This is a genomic window from Nonomuraea montanisoli, assembly GCF_013363975.1.
In the GTDB taxonomy this organism is placed as follows: domain Bacteria; phylum Actinomycetota; class Actinomycetes; order Streptosporangiales; family Streptosporangiaceae; genus Nonomuraea; species Nonomuraea montanisoli.
In genome coordinates this window covers 194,375-210,791 of the sequence record NZ_JABWGN010000005.1, presented here as the reverse complement: position 1 = coordinate 210,791, position 16,417 = coordinate 194,375, and the positions used below count along the sequence as shown (strand labels likewise).

Sequence of the window (16,417 nt, the reverse complement as noted above, 5' to 3'; positions counted from 1 at the left end):
ATCATGAAAGCCCCGTCGGCCGGGCCACCGGGTTACGCCCGAGCCGTTCCCTCAAGGTTATGCGCTGGTCACCACGGGTGGGAAGGCGGGGACCCGGCGCCCGCTCATCCCTTGAGACCGCTGGCGAAGCCCTTGATGACGTAGCGCTGCAGCAGCAGGAAGGCGACGACGACCGGCAGCGCCCCGAGCACCAGGCCGGCGAAGACCAGGCCGTGGTCGGAGACGTACTGGCCGACGAACGCGAAGACGCTCACCGGGATCGTCTCGAAGCCGGACCCGCCGAGGTACAGCAGCGGGGTGAAGAAGTCGTTCCAGATGAACACGGCGTTGAGGATCAGCACCGTGCCCGTGATGGGCCGCAGCAGCGGGAAGACCACCTTGGTGAACGCGGTGAAGTGCGAGGCGCCGTCGATCTGGGCGGCGCTGGCGTAGTCGCGCGGCAGGGCCCGGATGAAGCCGGTGTAGAGGAACACGGTGAACGGGAGCTGGATCCCCGTGTAGAAGACGATCATCCCGGCGTGGCTGCCGATGAGCCCGAGGTCGGAGACGAGCTGGTAGAGCGGGATCATGCCGAGCTGGAACGGCAGCACGATGCCGAGCAGGAACAGGACGTAGAGTCCGTAGCCCATGCGGCTCTTGGCCCGGGCCAGGTAGTAGGCCGCGAACGAACCGAGCGCCACCAGCGCGACCAGGCTGACCACGGTGATCACCGTGCTGTTGACCAGCGACGGGCCGAGCGCGGCCGCCGTCCACGCCTTGCCGAAGTTGTCCAGCGTGGGCGGCGCGGGCAGCGAGAGCGGGCTGTGCGCGATCTGCGCCGGGTCCTTCAGCGACAGCGTGATCAGCGCGTACACCGGGAAGAGGAACGCCACGGCCACGGCGACCATGACGATCTCCAGCAGGAACGTCCGCTTCACTGGGCCACCTCACGGTTGCGGAGATAGTAGAGCTGGATCATCGACACGGCCGCCACGAACAGCGCCAGCACCAGCGCGATCGCGGTGCTGTAGCCGAACTTGCCGAAGACGAACGCCTGCTTGTACAGGACCGTCGAGAGCGTTTCGGTGGCGTAGCCGGGGCCGCCGTTCGTGGCCGCGAAGACCTGGTCGAACAGCTTGAGCCCGCCGATCGTGGACAGCATGAGGTTGATGGTCAGCGACGGCGCGAGCAGCGGCCAGGTGACGTACCGGAAGCGCTGCCACGTCCCGGCGCCGTCGATCATGGCCGCCTCGTGCAGCTCCGGCGGGATCCCCTCCAGCCCCGCCAGGAAGATGACCATCGAGTAGCCCGCGTACTGCCACACCACGGTGCCCGCGATCGACCACAGCGCGAGCGACGGGTCGCCGAGCCAGTCGATGTGGGTGCCGAGCACGCCGTTGAGCCCGGCGCTCGGGTCGGGGTTGTAGATGTACTTCCACAGGAAGGCCACCATGACGGGGCTGACCACGACCGGGGCGAAGAACACCACCCGCAGGACGGCGCGGCTCCTCAGTTTCACGTGCACGCCGAGCGCGAGCAGCAGGCCCACGCCGTTCTGCACGGCGACGATCGTCACGGTCAGCAGCAGCGTGTTGCCGATCGAGCCCATGGCCTGCTCGTCGTGGAACATGGCCGTGAGGTTGGCCAGCCCGACGAACGACTTGTCCTCGCCGAGGCCGCTCCAGTCGGTGAAGGCGTAGACCATGCCGGCCAGGCTCGGGTAGAGCACGACCGCGGCGTAGACCAGCAGCGCGGGCAGGGCGAAGAACCATGACGGGGAGAGGGAGCTGAACCTCCCCCACGGCTTGCGGGCCGTGGAGGGGAGGCTCCCGCGGGCGATGTTCGCGGTCACTTGGCGTATGCCTCGTCCATCTTCTTCAGGGCGTCGTCGATCTTGGACTTGCCGGCGAGCAGCTCCTGGATCACCGCGAAGTGCACGGGCTGCACCTCGGCGTTCGGCCAGCGCTGGTCCATGAACGGCACGGCGCGGTCCTTGGTGAAGGGCAGGAACGACTGGACGGCCGGGTCGATGGTGGAGCCGGAGTCCTGGGTGAGCGGGATGGCGGAGATGGCCTTGGCCCAGCGGTTGATGCTCTCCTGCTTGCCGAGGAAGTCGATGAACGCCTTGGCCTCGGCCAGGTTCTTGCCCTTGGCGGAGGCGCCGAGGCCGACGACCACGCCGGCGGGGATCCACACCTGGTCGGCGGAGTCGGCGCCCGGCACGGGGAACATCGACAGGTCGGCGGGGCTGGTGGCCGCCTTGCGGAAGTCGGGCAGCACGGCCGAGACCTGGATCGCCATGCCGGCCTTGCCGGTGGCCACCATGGAGATCTGCTGCTCGAAGGTGGTGCCGTTGGGGTTGTCGTTGAAGAAGCCGCGCTTCTGCAGCTCCAGGTACATCTCCATGGCCTGGCGCCAGCCGGACTGGGCGAAGCTGGTCTGCCCGGCGAGCTGCTTGTCGTCGAAGGTCGGGTCCTTGGCGTACACGGTGGAGGGGACGAGCGCGTACGTGATGAGCTGGGTGACCCAGGGCGTCTGGGCGCCGAGCGCGATCGGGGTGATCCCGGCCTTCTTCAGCTTGTCGCACACGGCGAGGAACTCGGTCCACGTGGTGGGCGGCGCGTCGATGCCGGCCTTCTGGAACGCCTTGGTGTTGTAGACGGCGCCGATGACCGACGAGCCCGCCGAGTACAGGTAGGTCTTGCCCTCCTGCTGGAAGGCCGGCTTGAACCCGGACGGGATGGTCTGGGTCCACGCCTGGTCGGACAGGTCGGCGAGCAGTCCGGCCTTGGCGATCTGGCTCATCGACATGGCGCTGCCGTTGCCCGGATAGACGACGTGCAGGTCGGGGGCGTTGCCGGCGCCGAGCTGGGTGCGCACCGAGGTCTGCACCTGGTCCGGCGGCGCGAACGTGGTGGTGAGGGAGACGCCGGGCTTGGCCTGCTTGTAGGCGGCGATCAGCTCGTCCATGGGAGCCTTCTGGTCGGCGACGCCGACGAACTTGAGCTCGGTGGCGGCCGGCTGGCCCTGCGCGGTGGTGGTCTGCGGCTTGGTGGAGCAGGCGGCGGTCGCCGCGGCGGCCGCGGCCAGCCCGCCCATCATGCGGAAGAACTGGGCGCGGCTCATCCGGGCTTCGCGTAGGTCGGTCATGGGGGTCTCCTCCGTGCAGGTCCCACGCGGGCGGGGGGTGGGCGTTATGCGAACGTTTTAATCGAGAGGGGCCGAGATGCTGGGCCGTCTGACAACATCTGGAGGGAGGCGTTAAATCTAACGCTAAAGAGTGTGAACTTGTGATGTTGCGTGGAGACTATGAGCCACTCCCCGAGGTGTCAAGGGTGTGAGAGATTGAGTCCCCGTAACGAACCCGGCCGTACGCGGCATGACCTTCACGGTACGAGCATTCAGACATCGGCATCCAGACATGGGAGCGCTAGCAGTGAAGTCGCGTCCACGCGCGGCCAGTGGGGCCAGCAGGCGCCAGGCGATGGCCGAGCACGTCATGCGCCAGGGCTCGGTCTCGATGACCGAGCTCGCCGAGATCTTCGAGGTCAGCGTGATGACCGTCCACCGCGACCTGGACCTGCTGGAGAGCCAGGGCATGGTGCGCAAGTTCCGCGGCGGGGCCAGCGCGCAGGCGTCCAGCGTGTTCGAGAGCAACATCGCCTACCGCAAGACCGCCCAGACGGCGGAGAAGGAGGCGATCGCCCGGCACGTGGTCGGGCTGATCGAGCCGGGCAGCTCCGTCATGTTCGACGACTCCACGACCGCGCTGGCCGTCGCCCGGCATCTCGGCGAGGTGACCCCGCTGACCGTGGTGACCAACTTCCTGGAGGCGATCCGGCTGCTCGCGCCCGTGCCGGGCATCCGGCTGATGGCGCTCGGCGGCGAGTACTACCCCACGCACGACTCGTTCCTCGGGGTGGCCTGCGTCGACGCGGTCGAGGCGATGAACACCGACACGGTCGTGGTCTCCACCTCCGCCGTGTCCGACCGGCACGCCTTCCACCAGGAGCAGGAGATCGTGCTGGTCAAGCGGGCCATGCTCGCCTCCGGCACGCGCTGCGTCCTCGCGGTGGACCACACCAAGCTCGACCGGGTGGCCCTGCACCGCGTCGCCCCGCTGGAGGCGTTCGACATCATCGTGGTCGACTCGCGCGCCCCGGCGGAGGCGATCCAGCGGCTGCGCGACCGGCACCACCGGGTGGACGTCGCCGAGGTCACCGAGCCGTAGCGACCCGCGGCCGGGTCACCAGGCGACGGGCAGCGAGGTCAGGCCGTACACGAGGTGGAAGGAGCGGAAGATGGGCCCCGGCTCGGCCAGGCGCAGCTCCGGGAACCTGCGCAGCAGCGCCGGGAACGCGATCCGCATCTCCATGCGGGCCAGCGGCGCGCCCAGGCAGTGGTGGACGCCGTGGCCGAAGGCCACGTGGCCCGGCGCGCCCCGCGTGATGTCCAGCGCGTCGGGGTCGGACAGCAGGCCCGGGTCGCGGTTGGCGGTCGGCAGCGCGCAGATGACCAGCTCGCCCGCCCGGATCGTCTGCCCGGCGATCTCGGTGTCGGCGGCGGCGACCTTGCTGGTGCCGGAGTGGACGATGCTGAGCCAGCGCAGCAGCTCCTCCACCGCGGCGTCGGCCCGCTCGGGCTCCTCCCGCAGCAGCCGGAGCTGGTCGGGGTGGCGCAGCAGGGCCAGCGTGCCGAGCGAGAGCATGTTCGAGGTGGTCTCGTGGCCGGCGAACAGCAGCAGGCTGCCGATGCCGGCCAGCTCGGCCTGGGTCAGCTCGTCGCCGTGCTCGCGCACCAGCATGCCCAGCAGCTCCTCGCCGGGGTCGGCCATCACCTGCTCGACCAGCCCGGACATGTAGGCGCGCGACTCCATCTGCAGCTTCACGCGCTGCTCGACGGGGACCGACACGTCGAGCATCCGGCTGGTGCGGTGCTGGAAGCCCTCGCGGTCGCCGTACGGGACGCCCAGCAGCTCGCAGATCACCAGCGACGGGATCGGCAGCGCGAACGCCTGCACCAGGTCGGCCGGCGGGCCGGCCTTCTCCATCGCGTCGAGGTGGTCCTCGACGATGCGCGTGACGCGCGGCTCCAGCCGGCGCATCCGGCGCAGCGTGAACTCGGGCGTCAGCAGCCGCCGCAGCCGCGTGTGCTCGGGAGGGTCGTGGGCCAGCAGGTTGCCCGCCCGCAGCACGGCCAACTCCTCGTCGCTGACCGGCGGCGCGCCGGGCAGCCGGCCGAGGCCGATCTGGGCCAGCGGGAAGCGCTCGGCGTCGCCGAGGACCGCGCGGACGTCGGCGTGGCGGGTGACCAGCCACGCCTCCACGCCGAACGGGGTCATGACCCGCCGGACGCCCTCCTCGTCGCGCAGCGCGCCCAGCTCGGGGATGGGGCCGAAGCCGTCCCGGCGCATGTGCAGCGGCATCAGCGAGGTGTCCGTCATGTGTCCCCCCGGGTGACCGGCGATCCTGACCGCTCCTGACGAAGACGGTACCAACCCGTCGGCGATGCGCAAGATCGAATCTTCGGCGTGGCTCTGACCTGCGACGACCTCGGAGGGCGGGTCCCGGGAGAGGCGTACGCTGAGGTTGACGGCCGGCGACGACGAGGAGGGGGACCGGCCATCAGGTCGTGGAGCAGTCATGACGTCACGGGGAACTGACAGCTGGAGCGCCGCCGGGCTGCCGGCCGAGCTGACCAGCTTCGTGGGCCGCCGGCACGACATCGCCGAGGTCAAGCGGCTGCTGGCCGGCTCCAGGCTGGTGACGCTCGTCGGTGTGGGCGGGGTCGGCAAGAGCCGGCTCGCCCTGCGGGTCGCCGCCGAGGTGCAGCGGGCCTTCCGTGACGGGGTCTGCCTGATCGAGCTGGCCGCCCTGGAGAGCCCGGCGGTGCTGGTCCAGGCGCTGATCGAGAACCTGCACATCGTGGACCACTCCTCCCGCGAGCCCATGGAGGTCCTCACCGACCACCTGCGCCAGCGGCAGACGCTCATGGTGCTGGACAACTGCGAGCACCTGCGCCACGACTGCGCGGTCCTCGCCGCGACGCTCGTGCGCGCGGCGCCCGGCCTGCGCATCCTCGCCACCAGCCGGCAGGCGCTCGGCGCCGCGGGCGAGCAGACCATGGTGGTGCCCGCGCTGCCGGTGCCCAGGACGAACGGCACGCGCCCGGTCGGCGAGCCGGCCGAGCGGTTCGACGCGATGCGGCTGTTCGCCGAGCGGGCCCAGGCCGTCGTGCCCGACTTCGAGATCACCGACGACAACCGCGAGACCGTGGCGCGGATCTGCCGGGGCCTGGACGGCATCCCGCTGGCCATCGAGCTGGCCGCCGTGCGGCTGCGCGTGATCTCCGCCGACCAGCTCCTCGCCCGGCTGGAGGACCGCTTCGGGCTCCTCACCACGGGCTCCCGGGCGCGCCTGCCGCGCCAGCAGACCCTGAGAGCGCTCATCGACTACAGCCACGCCCTGTGCACCGAGCAGGAACAGCTGCTCTGGGCACGGCTGTCGGTCTTCTCCGGCAGCGTCGACCTGGAGGCGGCCGAGCACGTCTGCTCCGGTGGCGGCATCGCCGCCGAGGAGATCGTCGACGTGATCATCGGCCTGGTCGACAAGTCCATCCTGATGCGCGAGGAGCACGGCCCGATGGTGCGCTTCCGGCTGATGGAGACCATCCGCCAGTACGGCCGCGACCGGCTGCGCGAGTCCGGCGAGGAGGCGGAGCTGCGCCGCCGCCACCGCGCCTGGTACGTGGACCTGGCGACCCGGATGCACCACGAGTGGTTCACCCCCGGCCAGGTGACCTGGTACGAGCGCATGCGCCTGGAGCACGACAACCTCCGCTCCGCGCTGGACCACTGCCTGTGCACGCCCGGCGAGGCCCAGGAGGGCCTGGTCCTGGCCGCCGCGCTGCGCTTCTACTGGATCGCCGCCGACGCGCCGCGCGAGGCGCGCCGCTGGCTCGACGACCTGCTCGCCGCCGACCCCGCGCCGGGGCCGGCCCGCCTGTGGGCGCTGGGCGTCGACGCGCGCATCGCGGTGCTGCAGAGCGACTTCGCGGTGTCCGCCGCCCTGCTGAAGGAGTACCGCGAGCTCGCCCGCACGCTCGGCGACGACACCGCCGAAGGGGGCGCCTCCTACGTCGAGGGGCTGGCCGCGCTCCTCCAGAGCGACCTGCCCGAGGCGGAACGGCTGCTCGGCGCGGCACTGTCCTGCGGCCGGGCCACCGGTGACGACATGCTCGCGGCCAACGCGCTCATCTACCTCGGCACCACCCGGTCGCTGCTCGGGCGCGGCGCGCAGGCGGTCGAGAGCTTCGAGGAGTGCCTGAGCCTGTGCCAGACCCGCGAGGAGCGCTGGTTCCGGTCGTACACGCTGTGGACGTACGGGATCGAGGTCTGGAAACAGGGCGACACGCGGCGCGCGGTGGAGATGGAGCGCGCGGCCATCAGGCTCAAGGAGCCGTTCAAGGACCCTCTCGGCATCGCGCTCTGCGCCGAGGCCCTGGCCTGGATGGCGGCCGGGGAGGGCGACGGGCGGCGGGCCGCGACGCTGCTCGGCGGGCTGGAGGAGATCCGGCGGGGGTTCGGCGGGCCGCTGTTCGGCAGCCTGTCGGTCTACCACGAGGCGTGCGAGGAGGCGGCGCGGGCCGCCGTCGGCGACCGCTCGTTCGAGACGGCCTTCCGCAAGGGGAAGGCGATGAGCGCCGCCGAGCTCGTCGCGTACGCGCTGCGCGACGCCGGGCGCGGCGACGAGCGGCGCAGCGAGTCCTCGCCGCTGACGCAGCGGGAGATGGAGATCGCCCGGCTGGTCGCGCGCGGCATGAGCAACAAGGCCATCGCGGCCTCGCTGGTCATCGCCCAGCGCACCGCCGAGGGGCACGTCGAGAACATCCTCAGCAAGCTCGGCTTCAGCTCGCGCGTGCAGATCGCGTCCTGGGTCGGCCGCCAGGAACGCCCCGCGAACGAACCGGGACCGGGAGGCGCGCCGTGAGATCGCCGGTGGACGGGCAGCGACCGGGAGGTGCGCCGTGAGACCGATGGCCGACGGTGACCAGGCGCGGGCGGATCCCGCCAAGGAGGCGTCGAGCTTCGTCGGCCGCAGGAGAGAGCTGGCCGCGGCGCGCAAGATCCTGTCCCAGGGGCGGCTGCTGACGCTGACCGGCACGGGCGGGGTGGGCAAGACCCGCCTCGCGCTGCGCATCGCCGACGGCCTGCGCGGCGGGTACAAGGACGGCGTCCACGTGATCGAGCTGAGCCTGCTGGAGACCGGCGACCTGCTGGTGCCGACCGTCGCGGCCGACCTGGGGCTGCGCGACGAGGGCCCCGACGCCACGGCGCTGCTCGTCGACTACCTGTCGGACAAGCGCATGCTGCTCGTCCTCGACAACTGCGAGCACCTGCTGCAGGACTGCGTCCGCCTGGTGGACCGGATCCTGCGCGGCGCGCCCCGCGTCCGGGTCCTGGTCACCAGCCGGCAGACCCTCGGCGTGTACGGCGAGCAGGTGCTCGCGGTGCCGTCGCTGGCGGTGCCCGATCCCGCCCGCCCGCCACGCGAGATCGCCCGCCACGAGTCGGTGCGGCTGTTCGCCGACCGCGCGGCGAGCGTGTGGCCGGGTTTCGAGGTCGACGCCCGCAACGCGAGGTCCGTGGCGCGGCTGGCCCAGCGCCTCGAAGGGATCCCGCTGGCCATCGAGCTGGCCGCCGTGCGGCTGCGCACGCTGCGGCTCGACGGGCTGATGCGCGAGCTGGACGACTTCCTGGAGATCCCGGCCCCGGCCCCGGGCCGGGCCGTGACGCTGCCGCGCCACCGCACGCTGCGCGCCACCATGGACTGGAGCTACCGGCTGTGCTCGCCGGCGGAGCAGCGGCTGTGGGCCCGGCTGTCGCTGTTCCCCGGAGGCGTGGACCTGGACACCGCCGAGGCGGTCTGCGGGGGCGACGGCATCACCGCCGTCGAGGTGTTCGACCTGATCGCCGGGTTGGTGGACAAGTCCGTGCTGTTCAGCGAGCGCTGCGACGACGGCGTGCGGTACCGGATGCTGGAGTGCATCCGCGCGTACGGCGGCGAGCGGCTCCAGCCGGAGGAGGACCGGACGATGCGCCGCCGCTACGTCCGCCACTACCGCGACCTGGCGTGCGACAACCGGGTGGACGAGCTCGTCCCCCAGCAGCTCGACCGCTACCGGCTGCTCCAGCGCGAGCAGCCGAACGTGCGCGCCGCCCTGGAGCTCTCCCTGAGCGAACCGGGCATGGGGGCCGTCGCGCTGGAGACCGCCGGGACGATGTGGTCGTTCAGCCTGCCCTCCGGCTCGCTGACCGAGGGCCGCTACTGGCTGGAACGCAGCCTCGAGCTGTCCCCGGAGCCCTGCGCCGCGCGCGCCACGGCGCTCTGGGTGGACAGCATGCTCGCCCTGCGGCAGGGCGACGTGGCCTCGGCCATGCCCCGGCTGGCGGAGAGCCAGGCGTTCGCGGTGAACACCGGCGACGAGCGCCTCCTGCCGTACGTCGTCCGCATCTCGGGGATCGCCGCGTACGTGGCCGGCGACGCGCGCCGGGGGCTGGAGCTGCTGGAGGAGTCGATCGCCCTGCACCGGGCCGTGGACGACGTGGCCGGCGTGGCGCTGGACCTGTACTTCGCGGCCACCTACGGCTCCGTCCACGCCCCGGAGCGGGCCGCCGCGCTGGGGGAGGAGCTGCTGGCGCTGTGCGAGGCGCGGCAGGCGGCCCTGTCGCGCGGCTACGCCCAGCTCTCGCTCGGCATCGCCGCCTGGAGCCTGGGCGACCGGGAGCGGGCGGAGTCGCTGGTGCGCGAGGCCGCCGCGTTCACCGCGCAGATCAACGACCGCTGGTGCCTCACCCAGTGCCTGGAGGTGCTGGCGTGGATCGCCTGCGCGGGCGGGGAGCACGCGCGGGCGGCCTGGGTGCTGGGGGCGGCGCACGCGCTGTGGCAGGCGGTCGACTCCTCGCCGACCCGGCTGTGGTACCACGCGACGTGGCACGAGCGGTGCGTGGAACAGTCGCGGCGGGTGCTGGGCGACCGGGACTTCACCACGGCCTTCCGCGAGGGGGCCCGGCACGGCCTCGACCGCGCCGTCGTCCACGCGATCGGCGGCTGACGCATGGTGGTGGCCTGAACCGGGTGGCGGGGCGGCGCGTACCTCCCCACGTCCGACGCGTGCCCATGGAGGTGTCGTGGAGCTCAGCCTGTTGCGTGCTCAGGCGCACAGTCCTTCGTACTTCTCGCTGCTGCGCGGCTCCTCGGACCGGCGCCCACCGGTCGACTTCTGCATCCCCTGCAACCCGTACTTCCCGACCCCCGAGATCTTCGAGTACCTCGGCCGGAACCTGGAGACGATCCTCAAGTACTACCCGAGCGACGCGGACACGATCACGGCCGAGCTCTGCTCGACCATGGGGCTCAACCCGAAGACGGTGGCGATGGGGAACGGCTCCACCGAGCTGATCACCTGGATCGACCACCTGCTGGTGCGCGAGAGCCTGGCCGTCCCGATCCCGACCTTCGGCCGCTGGACCGACCAGCCGCTGGAGACCGGCAAGCGGGTGGACATGTATCCGCTGCTGGAGAGCCGCAACTTCGCCCTCGACGTGAACGACTACGTCTCGTTCATCCGCACCCGTGGCTCGCGCGTCGCCGTGATCTGCAACCCCAACAACCCCGACGGCGGCTACCTGCCCAAGCACGAGGTGCTGCGCCTGCTGGACCAGCTCATCGACCTCGACCTGGTCATCGTGGACGAGTCGTTCGGCGACTTCGTGGACGCCGAGCCGTACGCGGGCGTGGCGGGGGAGGCGGCGGTGCGGCCGAACGTCATCGTGCTGCGCAGCCTGGGCAAGAACTTCGGCCTGCACGGCATCCGCTTCGGCTACATGGTGGCCAACCCCGCGCTGGCCGCCAAGGTGCGCGACGCGCTGCCCAAGTGGAACCTCAACTCCTTCGCCGAGGTCATCGTGTTCCTGCTCAAGGAGTGCATGACCGAGTACCGGGAGAGCCTGCGGCGGCTCAACAACGACCGGCGGGTGATGTACCAGCAGCTCAGCACCATGCCGGAGCTGTCGGTCTACTCCTCGCAGGGCAACTTCCTGCTGGTCAAGCTGCCGCCCGGCCACGACGGGGTGCCACTGCGCGACCACCTGCTCGCCGAGCACGGCGTGTACGTCCGCGAGTGCGGCAACAAGCTGGGGACGACCAGCCAGTTCCTGCGCCTGGTGGTGCGGCCGCAGGAGGACGTGCGGCGGCTGCTCATCGGGATGACGCAGTTCCTGTACTCGGGGAGCCTGCACGAGATCCCGGTGACGGGGTCGCACCACCGGCGCGCGGGGTCGTTGTCGGCATAGAAGCTTCACCAGCATGGCCTTCGCCCTCGCGGGCTCAGACTGTGTCGAGTGGGGGCGCGGCCCTCACACCCCGGCTTCAAAGGCGCGGCCTTCGCCGGGTCGGGCGCTTCGCGCCTTCAGGCTCAGACAGTGTCTGATTGGGGCTTCGCCCCAAACCCCGGTCGAGGGGCTCCGCCCCTCGAGCACCCCGGCCCCGCTTGGCCGTCTTGAGTCGAGAGCTTGGCTTACCCGAGCCTTCACCTCGGAGGAGATGTGCGATTCGGAGGCTTCACAGATTCGGAGGCTTCACAGATTGGAGGTCGAAGATGCCCGCCCCGCATCAAGGCAGTGGCGCACTGATCCCTCGCCCGCCATTGACCACCGCTGCCCTTCGGGCGGCAGTGGCTCAGATCGCTCCGGCCTACCTCGACCGGTTCGTCGACCATCTCGACGAGGCGACCGAGCAGGCGGTGCGGCAGGACACCGTGGCCCCTCTGCGAAGCTTCTTGCGGCAATGGGGCGAATTTGTGGAGATCCAGCGCCACCCCGCCCGTGCGGCACGCCTCCAGGCGTTGGAGGCAGAAGTCGCCACCGCCACCGACAGGGTCAAGCTGGACTCAGCCGTGGCCGAGATGTGCAACATCCGCGTGACGACGACTTCCACGTGAGGCCCCACTCGTAGTGGGCGAGGGCCTTACTGTGTTGTGCCCTGCTACAGAGACGCGGCGCAGACGCAGGAGACCGTCCTCATTGTGCCGGCCTCCTCGTCGATGCTGGTGATGTGGCGGCTGCCGAGGCAGTACCGGCAGCCGAGTTGTGAGGCGACGTACGGGTCTGACCAGACCTTGTGCTCCCACACTGGCGAAGGGCCGACCGGCGGAGGTGTCTCGGAGCGTTCGGCGGGCTCGTTGGTGTCGCCCACCCAGCCGAGTCCACCGCAGAACTGGCAGCTGAGAAACAGACTGCCGATCCGCAGGCCTTCGCGTCCTTCGCACTCGGGGCAGGTGATCCGGTCAGACAAGACTGCTCACCGTCGTCCTGTCCCGTCGCATGACGTGCAGGACACCCACGTGCGCTCCTGGTTCTTCTTTCCGTTGAGCTCCATCCACTCGCCCTGGGCGCCGAGACAGGTGCCGCAGACCGCGGGCTGCTGCTTGTCGTCGCCCTCATCCTTCTCACCCATGTACCTCACCGTACTTTCGCCGTAGCTGACTGTCTGTGACTTGGGTGACGTAATGAGGTGGCCCTCCCTGCCCTCTGTCCTGCGCAGGCCGTGTCAGCTGGCGCCGGTCGGGCAGCGGTGCATGACGTGTCGGTTGGGACAGCAGCAGATCAGGCCGAGCGAGACGAACCGGCCACCCTGGAGCCATTCGCCCCACTGCACGTCGACCCCGCGAGCCAGGGCGTCGGCCGCCCACTCCGCCTTGGCAACCTCAGCCTGGCCCTGATTCGCCAGCACAAGCTCGACGAAGCCGCGGACGCCGTACACCGGACCATTGACACGGTGGAGCTGACACGCGGGGGAGGCGGTCTTAACCTGACGTTCGCAGCTGGTGGAGAACTGCGGCAGTGGCGTGGGGAAGCCTGGGTTCAGCATGTCCATGACCGGCTCTTCGCCCTGATGGCGACCATGTAGAGACAGGTGAGGCGTGACCATCGATCAGGCCAAGCAGGCGGTCCGCGACATGGTGTGGCGTCGTCTCTTGAACGCAGGCGTCGTACCACCAGATGTGCATGGCACCATCCCGATCTTTGACGGTGCGAATGTCAGCCACGGCCGCACCGTATCGACACGGGCGGACATCGGGCGGCCACGCCGGACGAACCAGTGAGCTTCGCGTGGTGGAACCGCCTGAGACCGCTACCCCATCCCGCCGAGGTCGAAGGCGACGTCGGCGAGGTGAACCGTCCGCACCTCCGGGTCGTCGAGGAGCTTGCCGAGCTCGGCGAGCTTCCAGCGGTCGACGACGAGCCCGTACACGACGCCCTCCTTGGCCGCCCCCGTGAGCCATCCGTAATCCAACTCGAATGCGCTGAGGTCGTCCCCCTCGTCAAGCAACCCGACCCATCTGCGGAACTCCGTCAGGGCCGCCCAGGGCTCGGTCTCGCACTGATAGGTGAGGCCCGCCTGGGTGTCGTCCTCAGTCATGCCGCGGTTCCAGACCACTGCGTTCAGGGAGGCCGGCTCACTGGAGTCGTCGTAGTAGGAGGGGGAGTACATGTAGGAGACGTCCGCCCCTCCGCAGACCCTGTGCCTCCGGTTGAAGGCGACGAGCCGCTCGGTGGTCATCGAGTGCGCGAACTCCACGACCGCGACGGCGTCGAGCGTCTGGGGAAGCTCATCGATGGTCTTCCGGACCCTTTCCGTCAGCGCCTCGTCGACGCCGAGCTCCGCGTCCACAGAACCGATCGCGTCGGCCAGGCTGCCGGACGGCCCGTCCAGGAAGGGAGCCTGGATGGTGCCGAACAGGTTTTCCGCGATTTCGTACTCCGTCTCGCCCTCGCTGGGGCCGGCCCGGCGCGGCTCTCCCAGCAGCGTGTAGCTCTTCTTCAGCAGCCACCTGCCATCGCCGTAGCCGTGCGTCAGGCGCTTGTCCGGGTTCGCGATGCGGGCGGCCGTGCCGTACAACCGGACCATCCGCTCGTCATCGGAGTCCATGAACACCCACAGCATCCGGTCGGCCGCGCTGAAGGCCAGGAACAGGGCCGCGGTGACGGCCAGGACCTTGACCAGCGACCTCGCCACGTATGCCCAGTCCGGCTCCCTCACGTGCATCACCGCGCGCTCCTGCGATCTAGATCAAATCGGGGTACGGCGCACCATAGCCGCCCGGGAACGGCGTCGACAGGGAGATCAAACGTGTACTTCCATGTCCGGTCGAGCGTGGAGATCAACCGTTCGGCCGATGAGGTCATGGACCCACGGCCGATGCCGAGGCCGATCCGCAACTGCAAGATCGACTCCATGGCAAACGACCACCCCTCCCCGGCGCGAAGAAGACCGGTACGTCTGGCCGCTGTCGCGGGACTGCTCGCCCTCACGGCCTCCACCTTCTGGGCGCCGGCCCCCGCCGCTGCCGCGGCACCAAGCGCGCCGCATCTCCCCGAACCAACCGGCCCGCACCGGGTCGGCACGACGTCCCTGCATCTGACGGACACCTCTCGCCCTGATCCGTGGGTTTCCACGGCCAAGGCGAGGGAGCTCATGGTCTCTCTGTGGTATCCGACGGCGGCCCGCGACGGGCGGCGCGCCCCGTACGTCACGCTCAAGGAGTCGGAGCTGCTCCTGAAGGGCTCGGGAATCAAGGAACTGGAGAAGGTGCCGCCGGACGGGCTGAGCCGGACGCGGACGAACGCCTTCACCGGCGCCGAGCCGGCGGGACGCCGCCGCAGCCTGCCGCTCGTGGTGATGTCGCCCGGCTTCACCTGGCCGCGCAGTTCGCTCACCAGCCTGGCCGAGGACCTGGCGAGCAGAGGGTACGTGGTGGCGAGCGTCGACCACACCTACGAGAACTTCGCCACCACCTTCCCCGACGGGCGCGTCACCACCTGTGCCGCCTGCGAGAACATCAACGCCGACGGCTTCGGCCAGAAGGTGATCCGAAACCGGGCGGTCGACATCTCCTTCGTGCTCGACCAGCTGACCGGTCCCCACCCCGCGTGGAAGGGCGCCACCCTGATCGATCCCGCCCGGATCGCGATGGCGGGTCAGTCCATCGGAGGGGCCGCCGCCCCGGAGACCATGCTGAAGGACGCCCGGGTGCGCGCCGGGATCAACATGGACGGCAGCATGTTCCTCCCGATCCCCGAGAGCGGGCTGGCGCGACCGTTCATGTTCATGGGCGCCCCGTCAGGTGACAGCACGTGGGAACGTGACTGGCAGCACCTGGCCGGGTGGAGGCGCTGGCTGGTGGTGCAGGGAGCGGTGCACCCGTCCTTCACCGACTACGACATGCTGCTCCAGCAGCTCGGTGTGGATCTCGGTGGCGGCCTGAAGGGCGCCCGCTCGACGGACATCACTCGCACGTACGTCGAAGCCTTCCTCGACCTGCACCTGCGCGGCAAAGCTCAGCCCCTGCTCGACAAGCCCTCGCGGCGCTACCCCGAAGTCCGATTCTGCTCGCCGTCGATGGAGAGCTGCCACGAGCGCGCTGCGTTGCATGGTGCCGGTTAGGGTCTGAGCACAATTTTGCCGTGGGTGTGTCGGCGTTCGAGTTCGGTGTAGGCCTGGCGGACCTGCGTCAGCGGGTAGACGTTGGCGATCGGGACTTCGAGGTGTCCGTCGGCGATCAGGGCGGCCAGTTCGGCGAGTACCTCGGCGCCAGGTCTGGCGTTGGTTCCGGGTTCGGTCTTGACTCCGTACCTCGCGGCTGCCGCGAAGTCGGCGATCGTGTCGATCCGTTCGACCGCGACGCCGAGAGCCAGGGCCAGTTCGACGTACCCGCCGCCGTAGGTGTCGATGAAGGCATCGATGCCGCTCGGTGCGGCGGCCTTGATCCGATCGGCGACGCCGTCACCGTAGGCGATCGGGATCACGCCGTGTGTCTGCAGCCACTCATGGTTGTGCTCGCTCGCCAGGCCGATGACCGTGGCTCCGGCACGGCGCGCGAGCTGAACGGCGAGCGAGCCGACTCCTCCGGCTGCTGCGGAGATGACGACGGTCTCCCCGCTGTCGAGTTGTATGGAATGCACTGCCCCCCACGCAGCCACTCCGGCGACGTACAGGCCGCCCGCCACCTCCCATGAGATGCTGTCCGGCTTGGGGGTGAGGTTGTCGACGTCGACCAGGACCAGCTCGGCCTGTGACGCCCGCCGCTCGGAGAACCCGATCACCTCGTCGCCGACCACGAATCGGTCGACTCCGGCGCCGACCTCGGCGACGACTCCGGCGAGGTCGCTGCCCTGCCCGGATGGAAAGGTCGAAGGAAAGATGTCGGCCATCGCGCCGGTGCGTATGGCCGCCTCACCGGGGTTGATGCCTGCGGCCTTGACCCGCACGAGGACCTGCCCGTACTCGGGCGCTGGCCGGTCGACCTCGGCGACCCGCAACACCTCGATTCCACCGAACTCGTCGTATCTGACCGCCTTTGTCATTGTGTTGCTTCT

General features: G+C 70.1%; 15 protein-coding genes. 7 read left to right on the top strand and 8 right to left on the bottom strand.

Annotated features, from left to right (window positions below; genetic code table 11):
• Nucleotides 1–104: 104 nt before the first annotated feature.
• Genes HTZ77_RS13600 through HTZ77_RS13590 form a run of 3 tightly spaced genes read right to left on the bottom strand, consistent with a single transcriptional unit; the run spans nt 105 to nt 3,129 of the window.
• The gene (locus tag HTZ77_RS13600; RefSeq protein ID WP_328808574.1) at nt 105–917 is read right to left on the bottom strand and encodes a carbohydrate ABC transporter permease; all 813 of its coding nucleotides are present in this window, start codon (nt 915–917) and stop codon (nt 105–107) included.
• Nucleotides 914–1,831, bottom strand: a complete 918-nt coding sequence (locus HTZ77_RS13595; RefSeq protein WP_175589911.1) for a carbohydrate ABC transporter permease — start codon at nt 1,829–1,831, stop codon at nt 914–916. The genes HTZ77_RS13600 and HTZ77_RS13595 overlap by 4 nt, the downstream gene beginning before the upstream one ends.
• Nucleotides 1,828–3,129, bottom strand: coding sequence for an extracellular solute-binding protein (locus HTZ77_RS13590; protein ID WP_175589910.1), 1,302 nt, complete (start codon nt 3,127–3,129; stop codon nt 1,828–1,830). The genes HTZ77_RS13595 and HTZ77_RS13590 overlap by 4 nt, the downstream gene beginning before the upstream one ends.
• 286 nt (nt 3,130–3,415) lie before the next feature.
• Here HTZ77_RS13590 and HTZ77_RS13585 point away from each other — a divergent pair, with 286 nt between their 5' ends.
• Nucleotides 3,416–4,210, top strand: a complete 795-nt coding sequence (locus HTZ77_RS13585) for a DeoR/GlpR family DNA-binding transcription regulator (RefSeq protein WP_328808573.1) — start codon at nt 3,416–3,418, stop codon at nt 4,208–4,210.
• A gap of 15 nt (nt 4,211–4,225) precedes the next feature.
• Here HTZ77_RS13585 and HTZ77_RS13580 read toward each other — a convergent pair whose 3' ends face one another.
• Nucleotides 4,226–5,422 (bottom strand): cytochrome P450, encoded by a 1,197-nt coding sequence (locus HTZ77_RS13580; RefSeq protein ID WP_175589908.1) that lies wholly within the window; start codon nt 5,420–5,422, stop codon nt 4,226–4,228.
• Between the two features lie 199 nt (nt 5,423–5,621).
• On the opposite strand from HTZ77_RS13580, the gene HTZ77_RS13575 reads away from it, so the two are divergent.
• The 4 genes from HTZ77_RS13575 (at nt 5,622) to HTZ77_RS13560 (ending at nt 11,979) form a co-directional block, all read left to right on the top strand.
• A complete protein-coding gene (locus HTZ77_RS13575) occupies nt 5,622–7,967 on the top strand; it encodes a LuxR C-terminal-related transcriptional regulator (RefSeq protein ID WP_175589907.1) in 2,346 nt (781 codons plus the stop codon).
• 46 nt (nt 7,968–8,013) lie between these two features.
• Complete coding sequence (locus HTZ77_RS13570) at nt 8,014–10,092, top strand: ATP-binding protein (protein WP_235994704.1); 2,079 nt, start codon at nt 8,014–8,016, stop codon at nt 10,090–10,092.
• A gap of 76 nt (nt 10,093–10,168) precedes the next feature.
• Nucleotides 10,169–11,332 (top strand): pyridoxal phosphate-dependent aminotransferase, encoded by a 1,164-nt coding sequence (locus HTZ77_RS13565; protein WP_175589905.1) that lies wholly within the window; start codon nt 10,169–10,171, stop codon nt 11,330–11,332.
• Between the two features lie 380 nt (nt 11,333–11,712).
• Nucleotides 11,713–11,979 (top strand): hypothetical protein, encoded by a 267-nt coding sequence (locus HTZ77_RS13560; protein ID WP_205302607.1) that lies wholly within the window; start codon nt 11,713–11,715, stop codon nt 11,977–11,979.
• Nucleotides 11,980–12,338: 359 nt separating this feature from the next.
• Here HTZ77_RS13560 and HTZ77_RS13555 read toward each other — a convergent pair whose 3' ends face one another.
• Entirely contained in the window at nt 12,339–12,494 is a 156-nt protein-coding gene (locus tag HTZ77_RS13555; RefSeq protein ID WP_175589903.1) for a hypothetical protein, read from the bottom strand.
• A gap of 93 nt (nt 12,495–12,587) precedes the next feature.
• On the bottom strand, nt 12,588–12,914 hold the full coding sequence (locus HTZ77_RS13550; protein ID WP_175589902.1) for a hypothetical protein: 327 nt from the start codon (nt 12,912–12,914) through the stop codon (nt 12,588–12,590).
• Nucleotides 12,915–12,960: 46 nt separating this feature from the next.
• Here HTZ77_RS13550 and HTZ77_RS13545 point away from each other — a divergent pair, with 46 nt between their 5' ends.
• On the top strand, nt 12,961–13,143 hold the full coding sequence (locus HTZ77_RS13545; protein WP_175589901.1) for a hypothetical protein: 183 nt from the start codon (nt 12,961–12,963) through the stop codon (nt 13,141–13,143).
• Between the two features lie 29 nt (nt 13,144–13,172).
• On the opposite strand, the gene HTZ77_RS13540 is transcribed toward HTZ77_RS13545, so the two are convergent.
• Nucleotides 13,173–14,090, bottom strand: a complete 918-nt coding sequence (locus HTZ77_RS13540; protein WP_175589900.1) for a hypothetical protein — start codon at nt 14,088–14,090, stop codon at nt 13,173–13,175.
• Nucleotides 14,091–14,276: 186 nt separating this feature from the next.
• Between HTZ77_RS13540 and HTZ77_RS13535 the strand changes: the two genes are divergently transcribed.
• Nucleotides 14,277–15,485: an alpha/beta hydrolase family protein gene (locus tag HTZ77_RS13535; protein ID WP_175589899.1), complete on the top strand. Its 1,209-nt coding sequence runs from the start codon at nt 14,277–14,279 to the stop codon at nt 15,483–15,485.
• Here the strand turns inward: HTZ77_RS13535 and HTZ77_RS13530 are convergent.
• Nucleotides 15,482–16,405, bottom strand: coding sequence for an NADP-dependent oxidoreductase (locus tag HTZ77_RS13530; protein ID WP_175589898.1), 924 nt, complete (start codon nt 16,403–16,405; stop codon nt 15,482–15,484). The two genes, HTZ77_RS13535 and HTZ77_RS13530, sit on opposite strands and share 4 nt — an antisense overlap.
• Nucleotides 16,406–16,417: the final 12 nt, after the last annotated feature.